The organism is Flavobacterium sp. YO64, assembly GCF_004119505.1.
GTDB lineage: Bacteria > Bacteroidota > Bacteroidia > Flavobacteriales > Flavobacteriaceae > Flavobacterium > Flavobacterium oncorhynchi.
The window spans coordinates 40287-61474 of the sequence record NZ_NRQV01000002.1 but is presented as its reverse complement, the minus strand read 5'-3'; the positions used below and the strand labels follow the sequence as shown (position 1 = coordinate 61474).

Genomic DNA, 21188 nt, shown 5'->3' with positions numbered 1-21188 from the left:
TTTGTCCTCTATTGATTTTGCGTATACTTTTACGTTTTTAATCAAAAAATGGGATTTACAAAACAAATACGTTTTTTACATAAATGGCTCGGATTAATTTCCGGGCTTATTGTTTTTATAGTCTGTATTACGGGTTGTATTTTTTGTTTCCATGATGAGATAAAAGACATTACTCGTAAAGAATGGCGTTTTGTTGAACCGCAGAACAAACCTTTTTTGATGCCGTCGATTTTGCAGCAAAAAGCAGCAGAAATTGTTCCAAAAAACAAATCGAGTATGGTTTCTTACTACGGAAAAAATCGCTCTGCTATTGTTTATACCTATTCTGATACTGAAAATTTATACCTCTATTTTAATCCCTACACTGGTAAATATCTAAAAACTGAAAACCCAAAAACAGATTTTTTTATTATTGTCGAATACATTCACTTGTATTTATTACTGCCTGATTATATTGGAAAACATATTATAGGCGGTTCGACAATTATTTTTATTCTGTTATTAATTTCTGGAATAATTCAATGGTGGCCAAAACGAAGAAGCGATATTAAAAGAAGTTTTACCGTAAAATGGTCTGCAAAATGGCGTCGTGTTAATTATGACTGGCACAATACATCCGGTTTTTATATTGCAATAATCGCTTTTGTTCTTGCTGTAACTGGTTTAACATTTACATATGAATGGGTTGGTGACGGAATATACAAAACCTTCAATTTTGGAGGTGACAAAGCAATTGAGACAAAAGCACCAATAATCGATACAACAAAATTCACCTCTAATTCAATTACAGCAATAGATCGTGCTTTTATTCAAACCATGAAAATGCAGCCAAAAGCCGAAATGCTCTTTGTAACATTTCCACAGCAAAAAGGAGACATTATTAATACAGGAGCATATCCGCATACGTTAAGATACGATCATCAAAGCAATTATTATTTTCATCCTTATGATGGAAAATTAATTCAAAGTGATCCCTATCATTCAAAAAGCTTAGGTTTAAAAGTTGTCGAAATGAATTATGGCATACACACAGGACAAGTCCTAGATTTGCCTGGAAAAATACTCGCCTTTACGGTAAGCTTAATTGCCTCTGCGCTTCCTGTTACAGGCTTTGTTATTTGGTTTGGAAGACGAAAAAAATCTAAGAAATAAAAAAACCGCTCATTAGAAGCGGTTTTTTTATAAATTGTTAGAAACTAAATTAGTTTCTATTTGCTAAAGCATTTTTCTGCAAGTTTTTAACTGAGCTTACTTTATTGTCAACATAAGCTACTTCGCTTAAATTGTTTTCATTAAAGATAATCCATTTTCCAGTTTTCACTCCGTCTGTGTATTCTCCAACGGCTTTTTTATGTCCTTTTTCGTCATAAGATACCCAAACACCGTCTAATTTACCATCCTTAAAGAAGCCTTCTTGTTGAACATTGCCATTATCATAGTAATAAATAGCTTTTACCTTGTTCCCAACAGCTTCTAATTCTGGTTTTGCTTCTTGTGCCACTACTATTCCAGTGAACAATAGCGCCGCTAAAATTATACTCTTTTTCATATCTTTAGGTATTAATGTTTTCAAATCTTTATCAAATATACTTATTTGTTTACATTAAAAAAACTTTTACTTAACAATTTGGTAACATTGGATAAAAACTTAACATTGGAATTTTACCTAAAACAAAAAAACCAGCGCTCAGGCACTGGTTTTACTGGTATTTTGATCAAAAACTAAAATTACGATAACGATGTAAATTTAATCCTTAAATTAGTTTAATAACGAATCTAATTGCTTTTGAAGGTCTGGAGATGAAGGTCTTTCAGCATCAGAACTCACAATGTTTCCTTTTGGATCAATCAAGATAAATCTCGGAATTCCCATTACTCCATAATTTACAACAAATTCAGATTCCCAATCCTTATCCGCAAAAAGCTGTACGCCTCCAAGGTTTTTATCAGCTACAAACTTTTTCCATTTTTCATTGTCTTTTGCCTTATCGATAGAAATACTCACAAACTCAATATTTTTTCCATGGTATTTCTCTTCAATTTTTTGCAGGTAAGGAATTTCGGCTCTGCAAGGTGCACACCAAGTTGCCCAAAGATCAATATAAACATACTTGCCTTTTAAATCAGACAATTTTGTTTTTCCTCCCTTATAATTATCATAATCAAACTCTGGCGAAGGCTTTCCGTTCATTTTATTTGCTTTTGCCGCTCTTTCATAATTCTCAACTGCGAATTGATTAAAACGCTCAAGATTACTTTTCATAGCAGTAACAAATTCTGGATCAAAATTTCCTTTCTCTAAACTTTCAACATCAGTTTTTTTCTTAGCTTCTAGTATTGTTGTAAACTCAGCCGGTTCTTTAGAAAAAGCCCCCTCAAGTTTTTCGTTTCTTAAGGCTTGCTGTGCTAAAAAATTACTCTCCTCAACCCCTTTACCGCTGAAAACAATAGTTTCATCAAATTCTTTGGCATTCATTGTTAAGTTTACCTCAGAATTTGGTTTCAAATATAACCTAGACGATTCGGTTCCGTCTGAAAACACATAAAATCCTTTTGGCGCATCAAAAGAAGCTGCAAAAGTTTCCTTTTTGTTAATCGGAATAACTTGTTTAAAATTATCTTTTCCTCTAATAACAAGAGTGTCACTATTTCTATTCGCAATTTTGGCTGTAAATTTTATTTGATTTTTGGATTGTCCAACAACACTTAAAGTGCCAAATATCAACAGACCAGTAACAAAAAGTTTTTTCATAGATATTTATATTTGTTTTTACTGATTCAAATCTAAAGAAATTACACATCAAAATTTTAGAATTAACAAAATTTTTAAAATTTATAAGCATCAAGTTATCACTTTACTATATTATTTTGTTTTTTGTGTTTACTTTTGCAATCTAAAATTGAGATCATGTATAGAAGTCATAATTGCGGCGAATTAAACGCTTCAAATATTAATACCGAAGTTACACTTGCGGGCTGGGTTCAAAAATCACGCGATAAAGGATTTATGAATTGGGTCGATCTACGCGACCGTTATGGAATCACTCAACTTATTTTTGACGAAGTTCGTACCGATAAAACCGTTTTTGAATTAGCTAAAACTCTTGGCCGCGAATTTGTAATTCAGGTAAAAGGAACTGTTATTGAGCGTGAAGCCAAAAATAAAAACATTCCGACTGGTGAAATTGAAATTTTAGTTTCTGAATTGACTATTTTAAATTCGGCATTAACTCCTCCATTTACAATTGAAGATGAAACGGACGGTGGAGAAGATATCAGAATGAAATACCGTTATTTAGATATCCGTAGAAATCCTGTAAAAAACAGCTTATTGTTTCGTCATAAAGTAGCGATGGAAGTTCGTAAATATCTATCTGATTTAGATTTCTGCGAAGTTGAAACGCCTTACTTAATCAAATCAACTCCAGAAGGAGCAAGAGATTTCGTTGTACCAAGTCGTATGAACGAAGGACAATTTTATGCATTGCCACAATCTCCGCAAACTTTCAAGCAATTATTGATGGTGGGCGGAATGGATAAATATTTCCAAATCGTGAAATGTTTCCGTGACGAAGATTTACGTGCAGACCGTCAACCCGAGTTTACACAAATCGATTGCGAAATGGCATTTGTGGAGCAAGAAGACATTTTGAATGTTTTTGAAGGTTTGACAAGACATTTATTAAAAGAAATTAAAGGCATTGAAGTAGAAAAATTCCCAAGAATTACCTACGACTATGCTATGAAAACATATGGAAATGACAAACCAGACATTCGTTTTGGGATGAAGTTTGGTGAGTTAAATGAATTTGCACAACACAAAGAGTTCCCTGTATTTAATGCAGCTGAATTAGTGGTGGGAATCGCAGTTCCGGGAGCAGGAAATTATACTCGTAAAGAAATCGACGGATTAATTGACTGGGTAAAACGTCCGCAAGTTGGAGCATCAGGAATGGTGTATGTAAAATGTAACGAAGACGGAACATACAAATCATCTGTAGATAAATTCTACGATCAAGATGATTTAACAAACTGGGCAAAAGCAACAGAAGCAAATCCTGGAGATATGATTTTTGTTCTTTCAGGTCCAGCAAACAAAACCCGTGCACAACTTTCAGCACTTCGTATGGAATTAGCAACTCGTTTAGGTTTACGTAAACCTGAAGAATTTGCTCCATTATGGGTTGTAGATTTTCCATTATTAGAACTTGACGAAGAAAGCGGTCGTTACCACGCCATGCACCACCCGTTTACATCTCCAAAACCAGAAGATATGGCTTTGCTGGAAACAGAACCAGGAAAAGTTCGTGCAAATGCATACGATATGGTTTTAAACGGAAACGAAATTGGCGGTGGATCTATCCGTATTCACGATAAAGCTACACAACAGTTAATGTTTAAATATTTAGGATTTACTGAAGAAGAAGCAAAAGCTCAATTTGGTTTCTTAATGGATGCTTTCCAATTTGGTGCGCCGCCTCACGGAGGTTTAGCTTTTGGATTGGATAGATTGGTTGCTATTTTAGGTGGTCAAGAAACCATTAGAGATTTTATAGCTTTCCCTAAGAATAATTCAGGACGTGATGTTATGATCGATGCCCCTGCAGCAATTGACGACGCACAATTAAAAGAGCTTTCAATTAAATTAGACCTCTAAAAAATAATGATAAAAAAAATCTTTTTACTGCTTTTTGTTGTAAACTGTTTTGCACAAAGCCCAAAACAAGTCTTATACTCATTTTATGATTGGAAATATCCTAAAGTAAAAATAGAAAGTAATAAAATAGGTGTTATCATAGAAGATCCTGCAGAACGCAGCGTAATAGACAATCAAGTCTCTGCCTATGCGATTCGCAATCTTAGCTTAAGAAATTTAGAAATAGTCGCTCCAACACAGAGCGACTATTTGTTATTTATACAACCTATCAGCACGCATCTTGATACTAAAGTAGAAAAAATAACCAACGGTAACGACATCAGTTATATTGGCCAAATCGTCTTTACTTCGAAGCTGAATTTTACAATAAAACGAAAAAACGAAGTTGTTTATACTAAAGATTTTAACTCCTCTCAAGTTATCTCAGAGGTAAGTGCTTATAACAACTTCAGTATTAAAACAGAAGAAATTGCAAACAACCAAATACAATTACTTCTTAAAAATTCAAGCGGAACGATTAACCAAAATTGTTATGACCTTTATAACAAAGATGTTTTGTACAATTTTTTCAAAGAAATTAAAGAAACTATTGATTTTACCAGAATTGAAGAAACCCTTCCTTTATACAAATTCAAAGACGATGATCTTGACCAAATAAACCAATCTGTGGATGCTTTCGAATTTACCAGAAATTTAGAAGACACAGATGAGAACTATCTTAAAATAAAAAATCTCCTTGAGGAAAAAATAAAATTTTGGGAAAGTGAAGTTTCTAAATATGATGTAAACAATAAAAAAACCAAAAAAATTTATTGGGCTTTAATGGCAAATATCTCAACCAGTTACTATGCTTTGGGAGATAATGCAAAAGCACTAGATTTTAAAGATAAAGCACTACTTGTTGATTACAACAAAAGCTATCGCTATTTAACCGAGATGCCTGAGAAAAAAATTAAGGACATGGCTTTCTTATTGAATACAGAAGGCAAACCTTTTATTGATTTTGAAAAAAATGATTTTTCGAAAAAACAAAACTTTGATGCTGTTTACTTCACCAATAAAAAAGGCAAACTTCTTATTAACAGCAACGTTTCAGAACAAGAATTGGCTATCAAAAAAAATCGTATTGAAGTTATTTATAACGTTTTGGCGTGTTCCAAATTCTATGACTTTTTAGTAAGTGTAACTAACGATTTTAACGAAAAAGAACAAGATAAAAGTCTGTTTTTTAAAAACACAGATGCTTATTTTTTCAAATTAACAAAACGCTACGATGACTTAAGCAAAGAATTACTTGTTGCCGATTTGAAAAATTTTAATGTAGATGAAAAAAAAACTATCCTGAAAATATCTAATAGTATCCACGATTTAACAGATGTATTATATAACAGATTAAAAGTATCCACTATTGATAACAAAGAATCTGAGTTAGGACAACTTGTACGTGAATTAAATAAGCTTTTTATACAACAAGCAGGAATTCTTACTGATTATGGGAGAAGCAGTAAAAAGCAAGATCTTCAAGACTTGACTAAGATGGTTTTTATTACTCAGGACCAAACCATTATAGATCTTCCTTATTTAGGAATGCTTGCAGACGAACTTACTACAGAAGACCACAGTCAATACAAAGAACATCCAAAAATTTACCAATCTCTTTTTAAACAGTATAAAAAGACCTTCAACAATTTGATGGGAAGTACTATTTTAAAAAATCTTCATGAGAAAGAAACCATTAAATTTGATGAAATTATAAATTCATTCTACATGCCGCTTTCCAGAGAAAAAATCGAGAACATTAATACAAAATTTAAAAATCAATATAACAGCCAATCCATCTTAAGAATATTAATGTTATTCTCTAAGTAATGAAAAAAATAATACCCTTTTTAACCTGCCTTGCTTTTTGCAATTGCATATCAGTACCAAATCCGCCAGTAAAAAACATTGCTTTTGAAAAACAACAAGCTGACGATCAGGAAAAAGATTTTAATTTACAAGTTAAAACTATTTGCTTTTCTGAGAAAAACACAAACAAAGAAATTGAAATTGAATATGAACTAAAAAACAACTCTAAATCGACGGTTTTTGATCATAAATTAAAAACGTATAAATTGTTTTTTATTCTCAAAATGACAGACGGGCGAGAAATTGCAAAAGAAAAAACAATTTGGTCTATAATCCCCCCAAATACAGCAATAATCGAAAAGGAAAAAATATACATCTCTGATTACGTTGTTCAATCTTGTTCCACTACCCTTTATACAAAATACAGATAACTTAAGATTATTAAAATAAGACTTTAATTTTGATTAAAACCACTAAATATTTCTCTTTTTTACTTTTCAAAAAAGAGAAAAAACATACTTAAAAATAAAAATTCTTAAAATTTCAAATTCCTACAATCGACTCGTTTTTATATTCTTACAATTAACGATTCTCAAATTATGGCATTTCATATAAAATTTGATGCAATAAACCACGTAAAAACACTGGAAATCAATAATTTTTACAAAAATTTAACACCCTAATGTCTTTTGTATGAATTTATATATTACATTTGCTTTATTATAAATTATTATTACAATTACAATGCGTACAGGTACAGTAAAATTTTTCAATGAATCTAAAGGTTATGGATTCATTACAGACGAAGAAACAGGAAAGGACATCTTCGTTCACGCTTCAGGAATTAACGCGGAAGAATTACGCGAAGGTGACCGTGTAAGCTATGAAGAAGAAGAAGGAAGAAAAGGGAAAGTTGCTGCTAAAGTAGCAGTAATCTAAGAAAAATATAGCAATTTATTTTTTTTGCCTCTGAATGGTTTTAAAAACGTCTCGATGTGTATCGAGACGTTTTTTTTTGCTCATTTCTTAAAAAAATATTAAAATTTTAAGACCTTATTTATAATCAATAAAAATTACACCCAAACGTTGTTGCATTGCGTACTTATGTCCCCCTTTAGTTTGTGATTTACGTCATTGAAAGTTATCTTTGTGGCTTATTCTTTAAGTAAAAAAGCTAAGCTTATGCAATCTGATCAATACAGTTACATTCCTATTTTAATGCAGTTCATTCTAGCTGTTGGTTTTGTTGTAGGAACAATCATTATTTCTGGAAAATTAGGCCCAAAAAGAACCTCTGAAGTTAAAGATAAAAACTTCGAGTGCGGGATCGAATCTGTTGGTAATGCACGTATTCCTTTTTCAGTAAAATATTTCCTAGTTGCCATCCTGTTTGTATTGTTTGACGTAGAGGTGATTTTTCTTTATCCTTGGGCAGTAAATTTTAAAGAACTTGGTATTGAAGGAATGCTGAAAATGATTGTTTTTATGTCATTGCTTTTAGTTGGTTTTTTCTACATCATCAAAAAGAAAGCTTTAGACTGGGAATAAGGAAATTTTAGATTTCAGATTTTAGTCCCGATAGCTGTCGGAATAGATTTGAAAGATAAATTCTTAAAATACAATGTTGATTTTTTAAAATATTGATTTCGATTTCAAGATTAAAAATCTAAAATCAGAAATCTACAATCTAAAATAAAAATGAGCGATTCAAATGTAAATATGGTTGCGCCACCTGAAGGTGTTGTTGGTGAAGGTTTCTTCGCAACAAAACTAAATGATGTTGTAGGTTTGGCACGCGCGAATTCTCTTTGGCCTTTACCATTTGCAACATCTTGCTGCGGAATTGAGTTTATGGCAACAATGGCTTCACATTACGATTTAGCACGATTTGGATCTGAGCGTGTGAGTTTCTCTCCTCGTCAAGCAGATATGTTATTAGTAATGGGAACAATTTCAAAAAAAATGGCCCCGATTTTAAGACAAGTTTACGAACAAATGTCTGAACCTCGCTGGGTAATTGCCGTTGGAGCTTGTGCTTCATCGGGAGGTGTTTTCGACACGTACTCAGTTCTGCAAGGAATTGACAAAGTAATCCCGGTTGACGTTTACGTTCCAGGATGTCCTCCAAGACCAGAACAAATCGTTGACGGAGTAATGAGATTACAAGAATTGGTAAAAAGCGAATCTGTTAGACGCAGAAGCTCTCCAGAATACCAAGAATTATTAGCTTCCTATAACATTTCATAAGATGGCTTTAGAAAATACCCTGATTCAAGATAAACTTACAGAAACATTTGATACAAGTGTTTTTAACTTTCAACAAGAAAGAGATATTTTTTCATTAGAAACAACTCCTGAAAAAATCACAGCATTGATCCTTTTCCTGAAAAATGATTCTGATTTACGTTTTCACTTCTTAACAGACTTATGCGGCATTCATTATCCAGACAACGACACAGATCGTCAATTTGCGATAGTTTATCACTTGCACAACTGGTACGAAAACAAACGTATTAAAATCAAAGTTTACTTGAATGGTGAAAAACCAGAGATCAAAACCGTTTCAAATATTTTCTTAAGTTCAAACTGGATGGAAAGAGAAACATACGATTTCTTCGGAATCAATTTTATTGGTCACCCGCAATTGAAACGTATTTTGAATATGGACGAAATGGTGTCTTTCCCAATGAGAAAAGAATTCCCAATGGAAGACAGCGGAAGAACTGATAAAGACGACAGATTCTTTGGAAGAACAACAACAAATTGCTAAAAAATAATTCAACATTATAAAATGTCAGAACTATTATTACCACCAGAGCATCGTTATGCTAAAATAATTAAGGACAAACTAAACGAAGACGGAAGCGAGCTTTCGGTTCTGAATTTAGGACCAACGCATCCTGCGACTCACGGTATTTTTCAAAACATCCTATTAATGGATGGTGAAAGAATACTAGAGGCTGAACCAACTATTGGTTACATCCATAGAGCTTTTGAGAAAATTGCTGAAAATCGTCCTTTCTATCAAATCACACCTCTTACAGATCGTATGAACTATTGCTCCTCTCCTATTAACAATATGGGATGGTGGATGACTTTAGAGAAATTACTAAATATTGAAGTTCCTAAAAGAGCACAATACTTAAGAGTTATTGTAATGGAGCTTGCTCGTATTACCGATCACTTAATTTGTAACTCGATTCTAGGAGTAGATACTGGTGCTTATACTGGTTTCTTATACGTTTTTCAATTCAGAGAAAAAGTTTATGAGATTTACGAAGAAATTTGTGGTGCTCGTTTAACAACAAATATGGGAAGAATTGGTGGTTTCGAAAGAGACTGGTCACCAGAAGCTTTTCGCAAACTAGATGTTTTCTTAAAAGATTTTCCTGTTGCTTGGCAAGAGTTCGTTAACTTATTCGAAAGAAACAGAATTTTCCTTGATAGAACTGTAAACGTAGGCGCAATTTCAGCAGAGCAGGCAATGGCTTACGGATTTACAGGTCCAAACTTACGTGCTGCCGGAATTGACTATGATGTTCGTGTTGCACAGCCTTACTCTTCTTACGAAGACTTCGAATTTAATGTTCCTGTTGGAAAATCAGGTGACACTTACGATCGTTTCTGCGTTCGTAACGCCGAAGTTTGGGAAAGTTTAAGCATTATTCGTCAAGCTTTGGATAAAATGCCGGCTGGAAACGAATACCACGCAGAAGTTCCTGATTACTACCTTCCTCCAAAAGAAGATGTTTACACTTCTATGGAATCTTTAATTTATCACTTTAAGATTGTAATGGGAGAAGTTCCTGTACCAGTTGCAGAAATTTACCACCCTGTTGAAGGAGGAAACGGAGAAATTGGATTCTATTTAGTTACAGACGGAAGCAGAACTCCATATAGATTACATTTCAGAAGACCTTGTTTTATTTATTACCAAGCATATCCTGAAATGATTAAGGGTTCATTACTTTCTGATGCAATTGTTATCCTTTCGAGTTTAAACGTAATTGCAGGAGAATTAGACGCCTAAAAAAGATTGTAGATTTTAGATTGTAGATTTAAAAATTACAGTTAGGAATTGAAAAATTCAGATTGAAGAATCTAAAACTTAAACAAAGATTGCAGAATATGGATTTAAAGACAACAGATTAAAAAATCTTAAGCCTTAAATCTAAAATCTAAAATAAAATGGAACGTAAACATTACAAACAAGAAATAAATATGACTGAGGCATTGATCGCTCGTATCAATGAATTGATTAGTCATTATCCAGAAGGCAAACAAAAATCGGCTTTACTGCCTGTTTTGCACGAAGTGCAGGATGCGCATAACAACTGGCTTAGCATTGAATTGCAAGACAAAGTTGCCGAGATTCTTCAGATAAAACCAATCGAGGTTTATGAAGTGGTTACTTTTTATACCATGTTCAACCAAAAACCAATTGGGAAGTACATGTTTGAATTTTGCCAGACTTCTTGTTGTTGTTTAAACGGTGCCGAAAATTTAATGGATTATACTTCTGAAAAATTAGGCATTAAAATGGGGGAAACTACTCCAGACGGAATGTTTACCATTGCTGGCGTAGAATGTTTAGGTGCTTGCGGATACGCTCCTATGATGCAGTTAGGCGATTTCTACAAAGAGAAATTGACAGAAGATAAAATCGATCAGTTAATCGCTGATTGTAGAGATGATAAAATAATATTACACGATAAATAAGATGTCACAAAAAATATTATTAGATAAAATCAATATTCCTGGAATTAAAACCTACGAAGTATATCGTCAAAATGGCGGATACGCTTCTGTAGAAAAAGCTTTAAAAACACTTACACCAGATGAAGTTACTGAAGAAGTAAAAAAATCAGGTCTTCGTGGTCGTGGCGGCGCGGGTTTCCCTGCCGGAATGAAATGGAGTTTTATTGACAAAAAATCAGGAAAACCAAGACACTTAGTTTGCAACGCCGACGAATCTGAACCTGGAACTTTCAAGGATCGTTATTTGATGGAATTTATTCCTCACTTATTGATCGAAGGAATGATTACTTCTAGTTACGCTTTAGGTGCAAACCTTTCGTATATCTACATTCGTGGAGAATATATGTGGGTTTTCAAAATTTTAGAAAGAGCAATCGCCGAGGCTAAAGCTGCAGGCTGGTTAGGAAAAAATATATTAGGTTCAGGTTACGATCTTGAACTTCACGTTCACTGTGGAGCTGGAGCTTATATTTGTGGAGAAGAAACTGCACTTATTGAATCTTTGGAAGGTAAAAGAGGAAATCCTCGTATTAAACCACCTTTCCCTGCGGTTTCAGGACTTTGGGCAAATCCAACAGTTGTAAACAATGTTGAAACTATCGCAACGGTGCCTTGGATTGTAAACAATTCTGGTGACGATTATGCAAAAATTGGAATTGGACGTTCTACTGGAACTAAATTAATTTCTGCTTCTGGACACATCAAAAATCCTGGGGTTTATGAAATTGAATTAGGTTTAAGTGTTGACGAATTCATGAATTCTGATGAATATTTAGGAGGAATGTCTTCAAGCCGTCCTTTAAAAGCATTTGTACCAGGAGGTTCTTCTGTGCCGATTTTACCAGCTGAATTGATTTTCAAAACAGCAAATGGCGAAGATCGTTTAATGACTTACGAATCTTTAAGTGATGGTGGTTTTGCTACTGGATCTATGTTAGGTTCTGGAGGATTTATTGTTTACAACGATACAGCTTGTGTCGTAAGAAACACTTGGAACTTTGCTCGTTTCTACCACCATGAATCTTGCGGACAATGTACACCTTGCCGTGAAGGAACTGGATGGTTAGAAAAAATCTTATGGAGAATCGAAAACGGTCAAGGCCGTGAAGAAGATATCGAATTATTGTGGAGCATTCAGAGTAAAATTGAAGGAAACACAATTTGTCCGCTTGGTGACGCCGCTTCTTGGCCAGTAGCAGCTGCGATTCGTCACTTTAGAGATGAATTCGAATATCACGTTCGTTTTCCAGAAAAAATTAAAAATAGAGATCACTTTGTTGCTGAACCTTTTTCACAAGTAAAGCATTTAGTAGGCGGTAAAGTAATCGTATAAAAATAAAAAGCAGAAAGTTATAAAGTTCATAATGTTAAAAAGGACAGCAATTCTTTTCAATATTCCGACTTTCAACATTCAAATCATAAAGAGATGAAAGTAACCATAGACGGTCAAAGTATAGACGTAGAACCAGGAACAACGATCCTGCAGGCTGCACGTATGATTGGTGGAGATTTGGTACCGCCAGCCATGTGCTATTACTCAAAATTAAAAGGCAGCGGTGGAAAATGTCGTTGTTGTTTAGTTGAAGTTTCTAAAGGTAGTGAAGCTGACCCAAGACCAATGCCAAAATTAATGGCATCTTGTGTAACAGGATGTATGGACGGAATGGAAGTAAACAGTAAATCTTCTGCCAGAGTTACCGAAGCGCGTAAATCTGTAACAGAATTTTTATTGATCAACCACCCATTAGACTGCCCTATTTGTGATCAAGCTGGTGAATGTGATCTTCAAAATTTAAGTTTTGAGCACGGAAACCCAAAATCACGTTATATTGAAGAAAAAAGAACATTTGAACCAGAAGATATTGGTCCGAATATTCAACTGCATATGAACCGTTGTATTTTATGTCAAAGATGTGTACAAGTTGCAGATCAATTGACAGACAACAGAGTTCACGGAGTATTAGATCGTGGTGACCACGCTAATATTTCTACGGGAATCTCAAAAGCAATCGACAATGAGTTTTCTGGAAACATGATTGACGTTTGTCCAGTTGGAGCTTTAACCGACAAAACTTTCCGTTTTAAATCAAGAGTTTGGTTTAACAAACCTTATAACGCACACAGAGAATGTACTACTCCTGGATGCTGCGGTAAAACTACAGTTTGGATGTTTGGTGGAGAAATTCAACGTGTAACTGGTCGCAAAGATGAGTATCATGAAGTTGAAGAATTCATCTGCAACAGCTGTCGTTTTGATCACAAAAACGTTAATGACTGGGTTATTGAAGGACCAAGAGAATTTGAGAAAGATTCTGTTATCAACCAAAATAACTACACTCAAAAATTAGAGAAAGTTGAAATCGATACAGAGAAGAATATTCTTTTAGGTAGAGATATTGACCGTAAAAAAATTAGTATGGCAGCAATTCCATTAACTACTAATGATAAAAAAGTTTAAGAAATGGAAAGTGCATTTATTATAGAAAAAAGTGTTGTTATTGTTGTCGTTTTTGCGGTAACAATGATTATGGCAATGTACTCTACTTGGGCTGAACGTAAAGTTGCTGCTTTTCTTCAAGACCGTGTTGGTCCAAACCGTGCAGGTTGGGGAGGTTTATTGCAACCCCTTGCCGATGGTATGAAATTATTCTCAAAAGAAGAATTTTTTCCAAACACGCCAAACAAATTTTTATTCGTTGTAGGTCCTGCAATTGCAATGAGTACAGCTTTAATGACAAGTGCTGTAATTCCGTGGGGAGATAAACTGCATCTTTTTGGAAGAGATATTTATCTTCAGGCAACTGATGTAAATATTGCTTTACTATACATTTTTGGAGTTCTTTCTGTTGGAGTTTATGGTATCATGATTGGTGGATGGGCTTCAAACAATAAATTCTCTTTAATGGGAGCTGTTCGTGCAGCTTCACAAATGGTTTCTTATGAAGTTGCAATGGGATTATCAATGATCGCTTTATTGATGATGACAGGAACAATGAGTTTAAGAGAAATTTCATTACAACAGCAAGGAATGAACTGGAATGTTTTTTATCAGCCTTTATCATTCTTAATCTTCTTAATTTGTTCATTTGCAGAAACTAACAGAACACCGTTTGACTTAGCGGAATGTGAAAACGAATTAATCGGAGGTTATCATACAGAATATTCATCAATGAAAATGGGATTCTATTTATTTGCTGAATATGCAAGTATGTTTATCTCTGCTACTATTATTTCTGTTTTATTCTTTGGAGGTTACAATTACCCAGGAATGCAATGGATGGTAGAAAATGTTGGAGTAAACACAGCTAATCTTTTAGGAATTGCGGTATTATTTGTAAAAATATGTTTCTTCATATTCTTTTACATGTGGGTTCGTTGGACGATTCCAAGATTTAGATATGACCAATTAATGAACTTAGGCTGGAGAATTTTAATTCCGCTTTCGATTATTAATATTATGATTACGGGTGCTGTTATTTTAAGACACGATATCGCAGCAGCTTTAGGATTCTAAGAACCGTAACTGGCTTCAAATAAAAATAAAATAGATTTAAAATTTGATTGATCTCAAATTGAAAATCATAAATCATAGATTAAGAAATGTCAATAGAAACTATATCATTATCGGGTAGAAAAAAAGTGGTCTCTAATAAAGAGATGTCTTTTTTGGAACGATTGTATCTTGTGGCGATTGTAAAAGGTCTTGCTATTACGCTTAAGCACCTTTTTAGAAAAAAAATTACGATTCACTATCCAGAAGAAGTTCGTGAAATGAGCCCTGTTTATCGTGGTCAACACATGTTGAAACGTGACGAGCAAGGCCGCGAAAATTGTACTGCTTGCGGATTATGTGCTTTATCATGCCCTGCAGAAGCAATTACAATGAAAGCTGCTGAACGTAAACCAGATGAAAAACATTTATACAGAGAAGAAAAATACGCTTCGATTTATGAAATAAACATGCTTCGTTGTATTTTTTGTGGATTGTGTGAAGAGGCTTGCCCGAAAGATGCTATCTATTTGACAACTTCTAAAGTATTAGTTCCTGCTAATTATGAAAGAGAAGATTTCATTTTTGGAAAAGATAAATTAGTGATGCCTTTAGAAATGGCTATTAAAAACTCACAATTAAATAACGCTAACTAATGATACATATTCCTGATTTTGCACACGCAACAACTGTACAAATTATATTTTGTTTCTTAGCGTTTATCACCGTAATAACTGCTTTTTTAACCATTTTTAGCAGAAATCCAATTCACTCAGCAATTTACTTAGTGATTTGTTTCTTCTCTATTGCTGGTCATTATTTATTATTGAACTCACAATTTTTAGCAATTGTACATATAATAGTCTATTCTGGAGCAATTATGATTCTGTTCCTGTTTACCATTATGTTGATGAACCTAAACGAACAGCGAGAAGTTCACCGACCAAGAATCACACGTTTAGGAGCTATTGTTTCTTTCTGTTTGATTTGCGTGGTTTTAATTGCAATATTCATTAACTCTAAACCTATTGTTGGTGAATATGATTCAACTGGAGAAGATTTCCAATCTATTAAAGTATTGGGTAAAATATTGTTGAACGAATATATGGTGCCATTTGAATTTGCTTCGATTTTACTTTTGGTTGCGATGATTGGAACTGTATTATTGTCTAAAAAAGAAAAATTAAATAAATAATGGGTAATATATTAAATCAAATAGGTATTGAAAATTACATCTTTTTAAGTGTTGTACTTTTTTGTATTGGTGTTTTTGGTGTATTGTACAGACGAAACTCTATTATCGTTTTCATGTCTATCGAAATCATGTTGAATGCAGTAAACCTTTTATTTGTGGCTTTTTCAACTTATCATCAAGATGCACAAGGACAAGTTTTTGTATTCTTTTCGATGGCAGTTGCTGCGGCTGAAGTTGCAGTAGGATTGGCTATTCTTGTTTCGATTTTCAGAAACATTGGCTCAATTAGTATCGATAATTTAAAAAATTTAAAAGGATAAAATAGAAATGGATACCAATTTAGCTTTAGTTTTAGTTTTAGCTCCTTTTTTAGGATTTTTAATTAATGTTTTCTTTGGGAAAAGCTTAGGAAAAACAGTTTCCGGATTTATCGGAACTGCTGCCGTGGCTGTTTCTTTTATAGTTACTCTTGTTCTTTTTAATCAAATAACTTCAACTGGAAAAGCAATTGAAGTTACTTTATTTGATTGGATTCAAATTAGTAACATAAAAATCAATCTTGGATTTTTATTAGATCAATTATCTGTTCTTTGGTTACTTTTCGTAACCGGAATTGGATCTTTGATTCACTTATACTCTATCAGTTACATGCATGACGATGAGAATATGCACAAATTTTTTGCGTATTTAAATCTGTTCGTATTCTTTATGATTACTCTTGTAATTGGAAGCAACTTATTAGTTTTATTCATCGGTTGGGAAGGTGTTGGACTTTGCTCTTATTTATTAATCGGATTTTGGCACAAAAACCAAGATTACAACGATGCAGCAAAGAAAGCTTTCATTATGAACAGAATTGGAGATTTAGGTCTTTTAATTGGTATGTTCATCATTGGTTCAATGTTCTCTACTTTAGATTATACCACTTTAAAAACTGCAATCGCTGGAACAACAGATCTAAACTTACCATTACTTTCTTTAGCAGCTTTATGTTTGTTTATTGGAGCTTGTGGTAAATCTGCACAGATTCCATTGTATACTTGGTTACCAGATGCGATGGCTGGACCAACTCCGGTTTCTGCTTTAATTCACGCGGCTACGATGGTAACAGCTGGTATTTTCATGGTAACAAGATTAAACTTTGTTTTTGATCTTGCAACAGATGTACAAAACGTAATTGCCATTATTGGAGCAATAACTTCATTAGTTGCAGCTACAATTGGTTTAGTTCAAACAGATATTAAAAAAGTATTAGCTTACTCAACTGTTTCTCAATTAGGATTAATGTTTTTAGCATTAGGATTTGGAGCTTATGAAGTAGCTGTATTTCACGTAATCACACACGCTTTCTTTAAAGCTTGTTTATTCTTAGGATCAGGTTCTGTTATTCACGGTTTACATGGTGAGCAGGATATGCGTAAAATGGGTGGTTTGCGTAAAGCAATGCCAATCACTTTCTGGACTATGTTGATTTCTTCATTAGCCATTTCAGGAGTTCCATTTTTCTCAGGTTTCTTCTCAAAAGATGAAATCTTAATGACAGCTTTCCACCATAGTATCCCGTTATACGTTGTTGGATCTGTTGCTTCAATCATGACAGCTTTCTATATGTTCCGTTTAATGTTCTTAACTTTCTTTAAAGAATTTAGAGGAACTGAAGAGCAAAAACATCACTTACACGAAAGTGGTTCATTAATTACAATTCCATTAATCATTTTAGCGATTTTAGCAACTTTTGGCGGACTAATCAGTTTACCTGGAAACAGCTGGTTAAATGAATATTTAGCTCCTCTTTTCTCAAAAGCTGCTGGCGAAGAACACCATTTAGGAACAACAGAATACACTTTAATGGGTGTTGCTGTGTTAGGCGGTTTATTAGGAATTTTAATTGCTTACGTAAAATACTTTAAACAAGATAATGTTCCTGAAACTGACGAAAACATTACAGGTTTAACAAAAGTATTATACAACAAATATTATGTTGATGAAGCTTACGATGCGATATTTGTTCGCTCTATAAACGGATTATCAAGATTCTTTAGAGATTATATCGAAACTGGCTTATCAGCACTTGTGTTCGGATTAGGAAAAATAGCAAATGAATTAGCTTTTCAGGGTAAAAAACTGCAGACTGGAAGTATCGGATTATATCTTTTTGCTTTCGTTTTAGGTCTTTGCGCAATTGTTTCTTATTTATTTTTAGCTCAATAATTTTATAACTATGAACGTTTCTCTTATATTAATTATTCTTTTAGTTGGTGCATTTATCACCTATTTTGCAGGTGACAAACTCGCTTCAAAAGTAGCTTTGTTCTTTAGTTTGGCAGCTTTAGGCTGTTCGGTTGTATTGTTAAACCATTTTAATGCTGGTGAAAATATCGGCCTTATCAATGCTTGGATCACACAGCCTAAAATTTCATTCGCTTTAAATGCTGATGGATTAGCAATTGCAATGCTTTTATTGACAACTGCTTTGACTCCAATTATTATATTTTCTTCTTTTGGAAATGAATATAAAAATTCAAAAGCCTTTTATTCTTTGATCTTATTCATGGCGTTTGCAATGACAGGAACTTTCTTGGCTGCAGATGGTCTTTTATATTATATTTTCTGGGAGCTAGCTCTTATTCCTATTTACTTTATTGCTCTTATTTGGGGTAATGGCGATGCTGAAGAAAGAAGAAAAGCGGTTGTAAAATTCTTTATTTACACACTTGCAGGTTCTTTATTCATGTTGACCGCTTTTATCTATTTATATCAAAAAGCAGGCAGCTTCTTAATCGAAGATTTATACAAAGTAGAATTATCAGCTTGCGAGCAATTCTGGATTTTCTTGGCATTCTTCTTAGCGTATGCTATCAAAATTCCAATCATTCCTTTCCACACATGGCAGGCAAATGTGTACCAAAAAGCACCAACTGTTGGAACAATGCTTTTATCTGGTATCATGTTAAAAATGGGATTGTACAGTGTAATTCGCTGGCAATTGCCAATTGCACCTCTTGCGGCGAAAGAATACATGAACATCTTTATCGCTTTAGGAATTGCTGGAGTTATCTACGGTTCAATCGTAGCATTAAGACAAAAAGATTTAAAGAAATTATTGGCTTATTCATCTCTTGCTCACGTTGGATTAATTGCTGCAGGAACTTACACTTTAACTATTGATGGTTTTAGAGGTGCTGTTATGCAAATGATCGCTCACGGTTTTGTCGTAGTTGGATTATTTTATGCTGCAGAAATTATCTACAGAAGATTTGAAACTAGAGAAATCAGCGAATTAGGAGGAATCCGTACGCAATCTCCAAAATTCACTTCAATGTTTTTAATTTTGGTTTTAGCCTCTGTTGCCTTGCCAACTACTTTTAACTTTGTTGGAGAATTTACAGTATTATACAGTTTATCTCAAATTAATATTTGGTTTGCTGTTTTAGGTGGAACAACGATTATTTTAGGAGCTTACTATATGCTTAAAATGTTTCAAAATGTGATGTTGGGCGAAACCAATTCAAGAACTTTTGCAGATGTTTCTGTAAACGAAGGAATTTCGATGGTAGCAATTATCGCTGTATTAATTTTCTTTGGATTTTATCCAAAACCAATTACAGATTTAATTACACCAAGTTTAGAAACGATTTTAAACGTTATCAATAAAAACTAAGATTTTAGAATGCAGATTAACGAATTTTGATTTCAGATTTATCCGAAACTAAAAGAATTAAAATGCTGAAGAAAATAAAAATATATTTTAAATAAAATAAATTAGGGCGTTTTAGATTTCCTAAATCAAAAAAACAAAAATGAATACATTAATAGCTATAACAGGATTGGGTATTTTTTGCCTATTGTTTGAAATTCTAAATTTTAGAAAAGGCATCGTTCCGTTTACCATTGTAGGTTTATTGGGCGTTTTGGCACTTAACTTTTACGAATTTGGATCAACAGCAAGTTATTACAATAATATGATTGCAGTAGATAAATTCTCGACTGCCTTTTCATCATTATTTATTATTCTGACTATTTTCCTTGTAGCATTAAGTCATAATTTTTACGAAAATCATCAATCGAAAATTTCAGATTTCATTGCTATAAAAATCTTTTTACTAGCGGGAGCCGTTGCTATGGTTTCTTTTGGAAACTTAGCTATGTTTTTCCTTGGAATCGAAATTTTATCTATCGCATTATATGTTCTTGCAGCAAGCGATCGTTTGAACATCAAAAGTAATGAAGCAGGTATGAAATATTTCCTTATGGGATCTTTTGCATCTGGAATTATTTTATTTGGAATTTGTTTGATTTACGGAGCAATGGGAACTTTTGATGTTACAGAAATTCACGAAAGTTCTTTATCTGCCGAACTTCCAATCTGGTTTCCAATCGGAATGGTTTTAATGATAATTGGAATGTTTTTTAAAATTGCTGCTGTTCCATTTCATTTCTGGGCACCAGACGTTTACGAAGGTTCTCCAGCTTTAACAACTGCTTTAATGAGTACTTTGGCAAAAGTTGTAGCGATTGCAACTCTTTACAAATTAGTTGCTGGACTAAATTTAATTCCATCTCTTGAAAATCAAGAACTTTTAGGAACATTTGAAAATATCATTGTAATTATTTCAATTGCGTCAATGACAGTTGGAAACATAATGGCATTACGTCAAGTAAATGTAAAACGTATGTTAGCATTTTCAGGAATCTCACACGCAGGTTTCATGTTAATGACGTTCTTATCTATTGCAACATCTGCAGGTACTTTATTGTATTATACATCAGCTTATGCTTTAGCAGGAATTGCAGCTTTTAGTGTTATTCTATATGTTTGCAAAAATCAGGATAACGAAGATATTACGAACTTCCACGGACTTGGAAAAACAAATCCATTATTGGCAGCCATCTTAACTGGTTCATTGTTATCTATGGCTGGTATTCCTATTTTCTCTGGATTCTTCGCAAAATTATTCTTATTCAATCAAACCATTCAAGCGGGATATATTGCTTTAGTTATTGTAGCAGTAATTAATTCAATTATAAGTGTTGGATATTATTTCAAACTTATTTTGGCAATGTATTCTAAAGAACCTAACGAAAAACGCACAGGAAAACCATTTCTTATTTATGCAGTTGCAGTTGTTTCAATTGTTTTAAATATTGTTTTAGGGTTATTTCCATCATTAGTTTTAGATCTACTGAATTAAAATTTACTTCAAAATAAACACGAGTCCATCAAGATTTTTTTTGATGGA

Annotated in this window: 21 protein-coding genes; 19 read left to right on the top strand and 2 right to left on the bottom strand. The window is 33.5% G+C overall.

Going from position 1 to position 21188, the window contains the following annotated elements; translation table 11 throughout:
* The first annotated feature begins 48 nt into the window (after positions 1–48).
* Positions 49–1152 (top strand): PepSY domain-containing protein, encoded by a 1104-nt coding sequence (locus BOW57_RS01620; protein WP_129052812.1) that lies wholly within the window; start codon positions 49–51, stop codon positions 1150–1152.
* A gap of 49 nt (positions 1153–1201) precedes the next feature.
* Here BOW57_RS01620 and BOW57_RS01615 read toward each other — a convergent pair whose 3' ends face one another.
* Both BOW57_RS01615 and BOW57_RS01610 read right to left on the bottom strand, forming a co-directional pair.
* Positions 1202–1549, bottom strand: a complete 348-nt coding sequence (locus BOW57_RS01615) for a toxin-antitoxin system YwqK family antitoxin (protein WP_089053697.1) — start codon at positions 1547–1549, stop codon at positions 1202–1204.
* Positions 1550–1759: 210 nt separating this feature from the next.
* On the bottom strand, positions 1760–2752 hold the full coding sequence (locus tag BOW57_RS01610) for a TlpA disulfide reductase family protein (protein ID WP_129052811.1): 993 nt from the start codon (positions 2750–2752) through the stop codon (positions 1760–1762).
* Positions 2753–2908: 156 nt separating this feature from the next.
* Here BOW57_RS01610 and aspS point away from each other — a divergent pair, with 156 nt between their 5' ends.
* The 18 genes from aspS (at position 2909) to BOW57_RS01520 (ending at position 21140) form a co-directional block, all read left to right on the top strand.
* The gene (aspS, locus tag BOW57_RS01605) at positions 2909–4657 is read left to right on the top strand and encodes an aspartate--tRNA ligase (protein WP_129052810.1); all 1749 of its coding nucleotides are present in this window, start codon (positions 2909–2911) and stop codon (positions 4655–4657) included.
* A gap of 6 nt (positions 4658–4663) precedes the next feature.
* Complete coding sequence (locus tag BOW57_RS01600; RefSeq protein WP_129052809.1) at positions 4664–6526, top strand: hypothetical protein; 1863 nt, start codon at positions 4664–4666, stop codon at positions 6524–6526.
* On the top strand, positions 6526–6936 hold the full coding sequence (locus BOW57_RS01595; protein WP_129052808.1) for a hypothetical protein: 411 nt from the start codon (positions 6526–6528) through the stop codon (positions 6934–6936). The genes BOW57_RS01600 and BOW57_RS01595 overlap by 1 nt, the downstream gene beginning before the upstream one ends.
* A gap of 313 nt (positions 6937–7249) precedes the next feature.
* Positions 7250–7444 (top strand): cold-shock protein, encoded by a 195-nt coding sequence (locus BOW57_RS01590; RefSeq protein WP_007137066.1) that lies wholly within the window; start codon positions 7250–7252, stop codon positions 7442–7444.
* 243 nt (positions 7445–7687) lie between these two features.
* Positions 7688–8053: an NADH-quinone oxidoreductase subunit A gene (locus tag BOW57_RS01585; RefSeq protein WP_089053801.1), complete on the top strand. Its 366-nt coding sequence runs from the start codon at positions 7688–7690 to the stop codon at positions 8051–8053.
* A gap of 150 nt (positions 8054–8203) precedes the next feature.
* Positions 8204–8752: an NADH-quinone oxidoreductase subunit B gene (locus tag BOW57_RS01580; RefSeq protein WP_057121621.1), complete on the top strand. Its 549-nt coding sequence runs from the start codon at positions 8204–8206 to the stop codon at positions 8750–8752.
* 1 nt (position 8753) lies between these two features.
* On the top strand, positions 8754–9275 hold the full coding sequence (locus BOW57_RS01575) for an NADH-quinone oxidoreductase subunit C (RefSeq protein WP_089053692.1): 522 nt from the start codon (positions 8754–8756) through the stop codon (positions 9273–9275).
* A 21-nt stretch (positions 9276–9296) separates the two neighbouring features.
* Positions 9297–10535, top strand: coding sequence for an NADH-quinone oxidoreductase subunit D (locus BOW57_RS01570; RefSeq protein WP_089053691.1), 1239 nt, complete (start codon positions 9297–9299; stop codon positions 10533–10535).
* 158 nt (positions 10536–10693) lie between these two features.
* Positions 10694–11224, top strand: a complete 531-nt coding sequence (locus BOW57_RS01565) for an NAD(P)H-dependent oxidoreductase subunit E (RefSeq protein ID WP_129026019.1) — start codon at positions 10694–10696, stop codon at positions 11222–11224.
* A 1-nt stretch (position 11225) separates the two neighbouring features.
* The gene (nuoF, locus tag BOW57_RS01560; RefSeq protein ID WP_035646227.1) at positions 11226–12596 is read left to right on the top strand and encodes an NADH-quinone oxidoreductase subunit NuoF; all 1371 of its coding nucleotides are present in this window, start codon (positions 11226–11228) and stop codon (positions 12594–12596) included.
* 93 nt (positions 12597–12689) lie between these two features.
* Positions 12690–13721 (top strand): 2Fe-2S iron-sulfur cluster-binding protein, encoded by a 1032-nt coding sequence (locus BOW57_RS01555; RefSeq protein ID WP_089053689.1) that lies wholly within the window; start codon positions 12690–12692, stop codon positions 13719–13721.
* Positions 13722–13724: 3 nt separating this feature from the next.
* Positions 13725–14777, top strand: a complete 1053-nt coding sequence (nuoH, locus tag BOW57_RS01550; protein ID WP_129052807.1) for an NADH-quinone oxidoreductase subunit NuoH — start codon at positions 13725–13727, stop codon at positions 14775–14777.
* Positions 14778–14863: 86 nt separating this feature from the next.
* A complete protein-coding gene (locus tag BOW57_RS01545) occupies positions 14864–15409 on the top strand; it encodes an NADH-quinone oxidoreductase subunit I (protein WP_089053687.1) in 546 nt (181 codons plus the stop codon).
* Positions 15409–15948, top strand: a complete 540-nt coding sequence (locus BOW57_RS01540) for an NADH-quinone oxidoreductase subunit J (RefSeq protein ID WP_089053686.1) — start codon at positions 15409–15411, stop codon at positions 15946–15948. Before BOW57_RS01545 ends, BOW57_RS01540 begins: the two co-directional genes overlap by 1 nt.
* Positions 15948–16268 (top strand): NADH-quinone oxidoreductase subunit NuoK, encoded by a 321-nt coding sequence (gene nuoK / locus BOW57_RS01535; RefSeq protein WP_012023318.1) that lies wholly within the window; start codon positions 15948–15950, stop codon positions 16266–16268. Before BOW57_RS01540 ends, nuoK begins: the two co-directional genes overlap by 1 nt.
* Before the next feature lie 7 nt (positions 16269–16275).
* Positions 16276–18159: an NADH-quinone oxidoreductase subunit L gene (gene nuoL / locus BOW57_RS01530; RefSeq protein WP_129052806.1), complete on the top strand. Its 1884-nt coding sequence runs from the start codon at positions 16276–16278 to the stop codon at positions 18157–18159.
* A gap of 10 nt (positions 18160–18169) precedes the next feature.
* Entirely contained in the window at positions 18170–19609 is a 1440-nt protein-coding gene (locus BOW57_RS01525; protein WP_129052805.1) for a NuoM family protein, read from the top strand.
* 139 nt (positions 19610–19748) lie between these two features.
* Positions 19749–21140 carry an NADH-quinone oxidoreductase subunit N gene (locus BOW57_RS01520; protein WP_129052804.1) on the top strand — a complete coding sequence of 464 codons (1392 nt, stop codon included), beginning with the start codon at positions 19749–19751 and terminating at the stop codon, positions 21138–21140.
* Positions 21141–21188 lie beyond the last annotated feature (48 nt).

What these genes read in the sequence shown, in the direction of transcription:
- BOW57_RS01620 (WP_129052812.1), top strand. Translation starts at nt 49, where the DNA reads ATGGGATTTACAAAACAAATACGTTTTTTACATAAATGGCTCGGATTA.
- BOW57_RS01615 (WP_089053697.1), bottom strand. Translation starts at nt 1,549, where the DNA reads ATGAAAAAGAGTATAATTTTAGCGGCGCTATTGTTCACTGGAATAGTA.
- BOW57_RS01610 (WP_129052811.1), bottom strand. Translation starts at nt 2,752, where the DNA reads ATGAAAAAACTTTTTGTTACTGGTCTGTTGATATTTGGCACTTTAAGT.
- aspS (WP_129052810.1), top strand. Translation starts at nt 2,909, where the DNA reads ATGTATAGAAGTCATAATTGCGGCGAATTAAACGCTTCAAATATTAAT.
- BOW57_RS01600 (WP_129052809.1), top strand. Translation starts at nt 4,664, where the DNA reads ATGATAAAAAAAATCTTTTTACTGCTTTTTGTTGTAAACTGTTTTGCA.
- BOW57_RS01595 (WP_129052808.1), top strand. Translation starts at nt 6,526, where the DNA reads ATGAAAAAAATAATACCCTTTTTAACCTGCCTTGCTTTTTGCAATTGC.
- BOW57_RS01590 (WP_007137066.1), top strand. Translation starts at nt 7,250, where the DNA reads ATGCGTACAGGTACAGTAAAATTTTTCAATGAATCTAAAGGTTATGGA.
- BOW57_RS01585 (WP_089053801.1), top strand. Translation starts at nt 7,688, where the DNA reads ATGCAATCTGATCAATACAGTTACATTCCTATTTTAATGCAGTTCATT.
- BOW57_RS01580 (WP_057121621.1), top strand. Translation starts at nt 8,204, where the DNA reads ATGAGCGATTCAAATGTAAATATGGTTGCGCCACCTGAAGGTGTTGTT.
- BOW57_RS01575 (WP_089053692.1), top strand. Translation starts at nt 8,754, where the DNA reads ATGGCTTTAGAAAATACCCTGATTCAAGATAAACTTACAGAAACATTT.
- BOW57_RS01570 (WP_089053691.1), top strand. Translation starts at nt 9,297, where the DNA reads ATGTCAGAACTATTATTACCACCAGAGCATCGTTATGCTAAAATAATT.
- BOW57_RS01565 (WP_129026019.1), top strand. Translation starts at nt 10,694, where the DNA reads ATGGAACGTAAACATTACAAACAAGAAATAAATATGACTGAGGCATTG.
- nuoF (WP_035646227.1), top strand. Translation starts at nt 11,226, where the DNA reads ATGTCACAAAAAATATTATTAGATAAAATCAATATTCCTGGAATTAAA.
- BOW57_RS01555 (WP_089053689.1), top strand. Translation starts at nt 12,690, where the DNA reads ATGAAAGTAACCATAGACGGTCAAAGTATAGACGTAGAACCAGGAACA.
- nuoH (WP_129052807.1), top strand. Translation starts at nt 13,725, where the DNA reads ATGGAAAGTGCATTTATTATAGAAAAAAGTGTTGTTATTGTTGTCGTT.
- BOW57_RS01545 (WP_089053687.1), top strand. Translation starts at nt 14,864, where the DNA reads ATGTCAATAGAAACTATATCATTATCGGGTAGAAAAAAAGTGGTCTCT.
- BOW57_RS01540 (WP_089053686.1), top strand. Translation starts at nt 15,409, where the DNA reads ATGATACATATTCCTGATTTTGCACACGCAACAACTGTACAAATTATA.
- nuoK (WP_012023318.1), top strand. Translation starts at nt 15,948, where the DNA reads ATGGGTAATATATTAAATCAAATAGGTATTGAAAATTACATCTTTTTA.
- nuoL (WP_129052806.1), top strand. Translation starts at nt 16,276, where the DNA reads ATGGATACCAATTTAGCTTTAGTTTTAGTTTTAGCTCCTTTTTTAGGA.
- BOW57_RS01525 (WP_129052805.1), top strand. Translation starts at nt 18,170, where the DNA reads ATGAACGTTTCTCTTATATTAATTATTCTTTTAGTTGGTGCATTTATC.
- BOW57_RS01520 (WP_129052804.1), top strand. Translation starts at nt 19,749, where the DNA reads ATGAATACATTAATAGCTATAACAGGATTGGGTATTTTTTGCCTATTG.